This is a genomic window from Rhodococcus sp. (in: high G+C Gram-positive bacteria) (genome assembly GCF_049299235.1).
In the GTDB taxonomy this organism is placed as follows: Bacteria; Actinomycetota; Actinomycetes; order Mycobacteriales; family Mycobacteriaceae; genus Rhodococcus.
In genome coordinates this window covers 1-5,583 of record NZ_JBAQXC010000229.1, presented here as the reverse complement: position 1 = coordinate 5,583, position 5,583 = coordinate 1, and the positions used below count along the sequence as shown (strand labels likewise).

Sequence of the window (5,583 nt, the reverse complement as noted above, 5' to 3'; positions counted from 1 at the left end):
GGGGGCGCTGTCGCCCCCGTGGGCCGTTTGGGCCCTTCCGGCAGCCCAAACGGCACACGGGTCAGCCGGTGGTGACCGTCCGCTCCGCGAGCGGCGACTGCAGCGGAACTTCCAGGACCCCGTCGACGGCGACCATGATGCACATCTGGCCTTCCGCTTCCGGGAGCATGCCGCCCAACAGCGATACCGACACCGAGGTGGTCGTTTCCGTGACGGTCGCGTCGACGCCGTAGCACTCGGGCGTTCCGGTCTGGAAGTGCACCGCGATGCGATCGTCGGCGACCGGTGACCACGACGTCACCGCGACGGGCTGCGGATCGAGCAACCCGGTGCGGGCGGTGAACACGGTCGCGTCGGCGGGGGTGGGTTCCTCGGGAAGGGGCGGTACGTCGGCGTCGCCCGCACCGCACGCGGTGAGCGTCAGAACACAGGCGGTCAGGACACAGGTCAGGAACGTCGTCGGGCGCATGGGCACCACGCTATGCGCAGATCACGCGAGGAGCGCGGCGACAAGCCCGATACCGGGAATCGACGCGAGGGTCGTCACGAGCGCCGCGTCGCGGGCCAGCACCATGCCACGCCCGTAGCGGCTCGCATACACGAACACGTTCTGGGCGGTCGGGAGTGTCGCGACCACGACGATCGCGAACAGTTCGTGCCCGTCCAGACCGAACAGGAACCGCGCCATGACATACGCGAGGACCGGTTGCACACCGATCTTGAGGACCGATGCGAGCGCGACGTCGCGACGGGGACTCTGCCCCTTCTCGAGGACCTTCACCCCCTGCAGCGACAGCCCGAACGCCAACAGTGCCCCCGGCACCGATGCGCCGCCGAGCAGGTGGAACGGCTGGAGCACGGCGTCGGGCAGGGTCACACCGGTCACCGCGACGGCCAGCCCGGCGGCGCCGGCGAGCACGATCGGGTTTTTGAACGGCGCGGTGACCGTTTCGATGCGGGAAGCGCCGGCCCGCATCGTCGACAGGTCCAGGATCGTCAGTGCGATCGGGGAGAACAGCACGATCTGGAACAGCAGGAGCGGCGCGACGAACGAGGCGTCACCGAGCACGAACACCGCGATGGGAATGCCGAGGTTCGCCGAATTCACGTACGACGCGGACAGTGCGCCGATGGTCAGTTCGGGCAGCGGACGTCGCAGCCACACCGCGGCGATCACGCAGTACAGCGCCGCCACGGCGAACGCGGTCGCAGCGGCCACGTACAGGGTGGGGGAGAAGATCACCGCCAGGTCGGAGGTGGCGAGCACGTCGAACAGCAACGCGGGGGTCGCGACGAAGAACACCAGACGGCTGAGCACGATCTGACCGTCGGGGCCGAGCGTCCCGGTGCGGCCGAGGACGAACCCGATCCCGATGATCACGAAAATCACCGCGAACCCCGAGACCACTCCAGACACGACGTTCGATTCTAGAGATCGGGGGGCGATGACCCAGGTCACACCCGGTATCGACCCGGCATGTGCTCGGCTGTCAGCCCTTCACGCACAGGACGGTACGCAGGTGGGTGACGACCTCGACGAGGTTGTCCTGCGCGGCGATCACCGCGTTCAGGTCCTTGTAGGCACCCGGGATCTCGTCGACCACCCCGGCGTCCTTGCGGCATTCGACCCCGGTGGTCTGGGCGCGCAGATCGTCGACGGTGAACGTGCGTTTCGCGGCACCCCTGCTCATCCGGCGGCCCGCCCCGTGCGACGCCGAGTACAGCGACCGCGGGTTGCCGAGGCCGCGCACCACGTACGAGCCGGTTCCCATCGATCCGGGGATCAGCGCCAGGTCGCCGGAACCGGCCCGGATCGCGCCCTTGCGGGTGACGACGTACTCGACGCCGTCGACGGTTTCGTGTCCGACATAGTTGTGGTGGACGTTGATTTCGTCGGTGAACCGCACGTGCGGGAACGCCTCGGTCACCACGTCGCGCAGCAGCGCGACCATCACCGCGCGGGACAGGGCAGCGAAGTCCTGGGCCCAGCGCAGATCGAACAGGTACGCGTCCATCTCGGGGGATCCGGCAAGAAAGTAGGCCAGGTCGCGGTCGGGAAGGTCGCGGTTGTGCGGCAGATGCTTGGCGACACCGATGTGGCGTTCGGCCAGTTCCTTGCCGATGTTGCGCGACCCGGAGTGCAGCGTCAGCCACACCGCATCGTCGGTGTCGAGGCACACTTCGATGAAGTGGTTGCCGCCGCCGAGGGTGCCGACCGCGCACGGCGCCTTGGCCAGGGCACGGGCGACCGGGGCACGCAGTTCCGTCGACCGCTCCCACAGCCGGGCGGACCGGCTCTCGATCTTCCCGCCGAGCCGCCGCGTCTTGACGGGGCTCGCGTGGACGGAGAATCCGACGGGGATCGTCTTCTCGATCGCCGCTCGCAGGGGACCGAGGTCGCCGGGCAGGTCCGCCGCGGTCAGTGATGTCTTCACCGCGGCGACCCCGCAGCCGATATCCACGCCGACCGCCGACGGCGACACCGCGTCGTGCATGGCGATGACGGAGCCGACAGTGGCCCCCTTGCCGAGGTGTACGTCGGGCATGACCGCGACCATGCGCACCGGGTCGAGCCGTGCGATGTTGCGCAGCTGGGTCAGGGCCTGCTGTTCGATCTCGTGTTCGTGTGCCCACAGTTGGACGACGGGCTGGCCGCTCAGCGCGACCGGGAACTCGGACATGGCTGCTTCCTCCTCGGTCGCCGGTGTTCCGCGACGGACCCTAGACGGCGCATACCCGCATTGTCGTCCGATTTTCGTGCCCGACCCCGACTCGAGTGTGCACACATCGTCGCCGATTGTCGGTCTTTACAGCGACGTGTACACACTCGGCGAGGTTGTCCACAGATCGGGGCGCGGAGGTTTCGGGAGTGGGCGTGAGCAGGCACGCTCATCGTCATGGGGGAATTCGACGAGCCGTTCTGCGGTACCGAGGCGCTGGCCCGGAAGGTCGTGACATCGCACCGGCTGCGCGGGATGAGACGACTGCACCGCAATGTCTACATTCATCCGGCATCCGAGGTGACGGCTCTGCGTCGGGCTCGTGCCGCGTGGTTGTGGGCAGGTGGTGACGGGGTGCTCGCCGGCTGGTCGGCCGCTGCGGTGCACGGCAGTAGGTGGATCGACCCTCGTGTGCCTGCCGAACTCGTCCGGACGCGCAGTCGTCGCGGGACCGACGGCATCAGGGTCCGCGGCGACGTGCTCGCCGACGGTGAGGTCTGCACTGTCGATGGGATGGCGGTGACGACACCGGACCGGACCGGTTTCGATCTCGCCCGGTGGTTACGACCTCGGCAGGCCGTCGAACAGCTCGATGCGCTGTGCCGGGTCACCCGTCTCGACCCGGTGCGCATCCTCCGACCGGCCGAGTCTCACGCCGGTGAGCGTGGCGTGGGGAAGGTGCGCATCGTCGTGCCGTTGGTGGATCCGGGTGCCGAGTCGCTGCCGGAAACCCGAGTGCGGCTTCTGCTGGTGAACGGTGGGCTACCGGTACCGGAGACGCAACTGCCGATCCGCGACGAGGAACGCGTCGTCGGCTGGGCGGACATGGGTTGGCGGAAGTGGCGCACGATCGTCGAATACGACGGCGTTCAGCATTGGACCGACGAGCGGCAACGGACCAAGGACATCGAACGGTACGACGCGTTCGTGGCGCTGGGGTGGTCGGTGATCCGGGTGAATTCGGAGCAGCTTCGGACACGACCGCGGTCGATCGTGGAGCGGGTCCGCAGGTGCCTGCGTGAGGCGGGTGCCCGGGTGTGAGTGTGCAGTTGTTGTCGAGAATCCGGTCGGAATCCGACAACAACTGCACACTCGCGCCTGGATAAAGGGTGCTACTTGCTGCTCACGTAGGGGAGCAGGGCCATCTCGCGGGCGTTCTTCACCGCGACGGCGACCTGACGCTGCTGCTGCGGGGTCAGGCCGGTGACGCGACGGCTGCGGATCTTGCCGCGGTCGGAGATGAACGTGCGGAGCAGGTTCACGTCCTTGTAGTCGACGTACTCGATCTTCGCCGCGAACAGCGGGTTCTTCTTGGGGCGGCGACTCTCCTGCGCGCGTGCCTTCTTGGACGGTGCTCGCCTGACTGCCATTCGGTGCTCCTCACCAGCTCGACTTGTGGACGCCGGGTAATTCCCCGCGGTGGGCGAGCTCGCGCACACGCACGCGTGAGAGCCCGAACTTTCGCAGGTGGCCGCGCGGGCGGCCGTCCGCAGCGTCACGATTGCGCAATCTTACCGGACTCGCATCACGTGGCAGTTTTTGCAGGGCGGCTTGCGCGGCGAAACGTTCCTCGTCGGTGCTCGAGGGGCGGCGCACGGTCTCTTTCAACTCGGCGCGTCGGGCCGCGTATCGGGCGACGACGACCTTGCGTTGTTCGTTGCGGGCGATCTTCGATTTCTTGGCCACGGAGCTATTTCTCCTCGCGGAAGTCGACGTGTCGGCGCAGCACCGGGTCGTATTTGCGCAGGACGAGTCGGTCGGGGTCGTTGCGGCGATTCTTGCGGGTGACGTACGTGTAGCCGGTGCCGCCGGTGGAGCGGAGTTTGACGATGGGGCGGATCTCGTTGCGGGCCATCAGAGGCGTTCCCCGCGGGCGCGCAGGCGGGCGATCACCGCGTCGATGCCGTCACGGTCGATGGTCTTGATGCCCTTGGCCGACAGCGTGAGGGTGACGCGGCGTCCGAGCGACGGCACGAAGTACGTCTTGTGCTGGATGTTCGGGTTCCAGCGGCGGTTCGTTCGGACATGGGAGTGGGAAACGGCCTTCCCGAATCCGGGTGAGCGCCCGGTGACTTGGCAGTGCGCCGACACGATGTGTCCTTCCTCGCCGACACGCTGAGCGTAACGACAATCATTTTCGACAAACAACGACGACGACTGTACGCTGCGAAATAGCTAATGACAATCATTACCGAAAGGAGGTTCCGGTGGACACCAGGACACCGCTGATCGTCGTGTCCGGCCTGCGCGGTCCGACCGACCGTGCCGCACATGCGCTGCTGCGGCCCGGCACCGTCGTCGTGCACCACGACCTCGGCCACCTGCACGAAGGCGTCCTGCGGCGCACCGTCACGACCGTCGACGGGCAGCAACTCGACATCCTCGAACTCGCCCACGGCTGCGTCTCCTGCACCCTGCGCGAAGACCTCCTGCCGCTGCTGCGCCGCCTCCACACCCGCAGCACCGTCGACCGGATCGTCCTGCACCTCGACCCGCAACTCGAACCCGAAGCACTGTGCTGGGCCGTCGACCACGTCGTCGTCGCCGGAATCGTCGGGCAGATCGACGGACCCGCCGCCCGCGACGTCCGCATCGACGCCGTCGTGACCTGCCTCGACGCACAGACCTGGCTCGACGACGCCACCGGAGACATCGACCTGCGGCCCGGCACCGACGACGACCGCACCGTCGCACAGGTCGTCGTCGGGCAGGTCGAATTCGCCGACGCCCTCGTCGTCGCACCCGGCGCCGACGGCTGGCAGCAAGCACGCCTGCACGCCGTGCTCACCCGCCTGGCTCCCGGCGCACCCATCGCGTGGGCGGCGGAACCGGACGTCGAAACCCTGCTCGGCCAGATCCCGCC

General features: G+C 67.9%; 9 protein-coding genes. 2 read left to right on the top strand and 7 right to left on the bottom strand.

Going from position 1 to position 5,583, the window contains the following annotated elements; translation table 11 throughout:
• Positions 1–61 precede the first annotated feature (61 nt).
• The 3 genes from WAX14_RS13480 to WAX14_RS13470 form a co-directional block, all read right to left on the bottom strand.
• Positions 62–469: a hypothetical protein gene (locus WAX14_RS13480; protein ID WP_422628563.1), complete on the bottom strand. Its 408-nt coding sequence runs from the start codon at positions 467–469 to the stop codon at positions 62–64.
• Positions 470–490: 21 nt separating this feature from the next.
• Positions 491–1,417, bottom strand: coding sequence for an AEC family transporter (locus WAX14_RS13475; RefSeq protein ID WP_422628562.1), 927 nt, complete (start codon positions 1,415–1,417; stop codon positions 491–493).
• 73 nt (positions 1,418–1,490) lie between these two features.
• Complete coding sequence (locus tag WAX14_RS13470) at positions 1,491–2,681, bottom strand: RtcB family protein (protein ID WP_422628561.1); 1,191 nt, start codon at positions 2,679–2,681, stop codon at positions 1,491–1,493.
• 216 nt (positions 2,682–2,897) lie between these two features.
• On the opposite strand from WAX14_RS13470, the gene WAX14_RS13465 reads away from it, so the two are divergent.
• Complete coding sequence (locus tag WAX14_RS13465) at positions 2,898–3,761, top strand: DUF559 domain-containing protein (protein WP_422628560.1); 864 nt, start codon at positions 2,898–2,900, stop codon at positions 3,759–3,761.
• Positions 3,762–3,832: 71 nt separating this feature from the next.
• On the opposite strand, the gene rpsR is transcribed toward WAX14_RS13465, so the two are convergent.
• From rpsR to rpmB, 4 genes are read right to left on the bottom strand one after another with little or no spacing between them, the layout of a single operon-like run.
• Complete coding sequence (gene rpsR, locus WAX14_RS13460; RefSeq protein ID WP_422628559.1) at positions 3,833–4,090, bottom strand: 30S ribosomal protein S18; 258 nt, start codon at positions 4,088–4,090, stop codon at positions 3,833–3,835.
• A gap of 10 nt (positions 4,091–4,100) precedes the next feature.
• A complete protein-coding gene (gene rpsN / locus WAX14_RS13455; RefSeq protein WP_422628558.1) occupies positions 4,101–4,406 on the bottom strand; it encodes a 30S ribosomal protein S14 in 306 nt (101 codons plus the stop codon).
• Positions 4,407–4,410: 4 nt separating this feature from the next.
• A complete protein-coding gene (rpmG, locus tag WAX14_RS13450) occupies positions 4,411–4,575 on the bottom strand; it encodes a 50S ribosomal protein L33 (protein ID WP_197252461.1) in 165 nt (54 codons plus the stop codon).
• Positions 4,575–4,811: a 50S ribosomal protein L28 gene (gene rpmB, locus WAX14_RS13445; protein ID WP_422628557.1), complete on the bottom strand. Its 237-nt coding sequence runs from the start codon at positions 4,809–4,811 to the stop codon at positions 4,575–4,577. The genes rpmG and rpmB overlap by 1 nt, the downstream gene beginning before the upstream one ends.
• 116 nt (positions 4,812–4,927) lie before the next feature.
• Between rpmB and WAX14_RS13440 the strand changes: the two genes are divergently transcribed.
• The coding region (locus tag WAX14_RS13440) for a GTP-binding protein (protein ID WP_422628556.1) at positions 4,928–5,583 on the top strand (656 nt) is incomplete at its 3' end.

Excerpts from the sequence above, each read along its gene's own strand:
- WAX14_RS13480 (WP_422628563.1), bottom strand. The coding sequence starts at position 469 with ATGCGCCCGACGACGTTCCTGACCTGTGTCCTGACCGCCTGTGTTCTG.
- WAX14_RS13470 (WP_422628561.1), bottom strand. The coding sequence starts at position 2,681 with ATGTCCGAGTTCCCGGTCGCGCTGAGCGGCCAGCCCGTCGTCCAACTG.
- WAX14_RS13465 (WP_422628560.1), top strand. The coding sequence starts at position 2,898 with ATGGGGGAATTCGACGAGCCGTTCTGCGGTACCGAGGCGCTGGCCCGG.
- rpsR (WP_422628559.1), bottom strand. The coding sequence starts at position 4,090 with ATGGCAGTCAGGCGAGCACCGTCCAAGAAGGCACGCGCGCAGGAGAGT.
- rpmG (WP_197252461.1), bottom strand. The coding sequence starts at position 4,575 with ATGGCCCGCAACGAGATCCGCCCCATCGTCAAACTCCGCTCCACCGGC.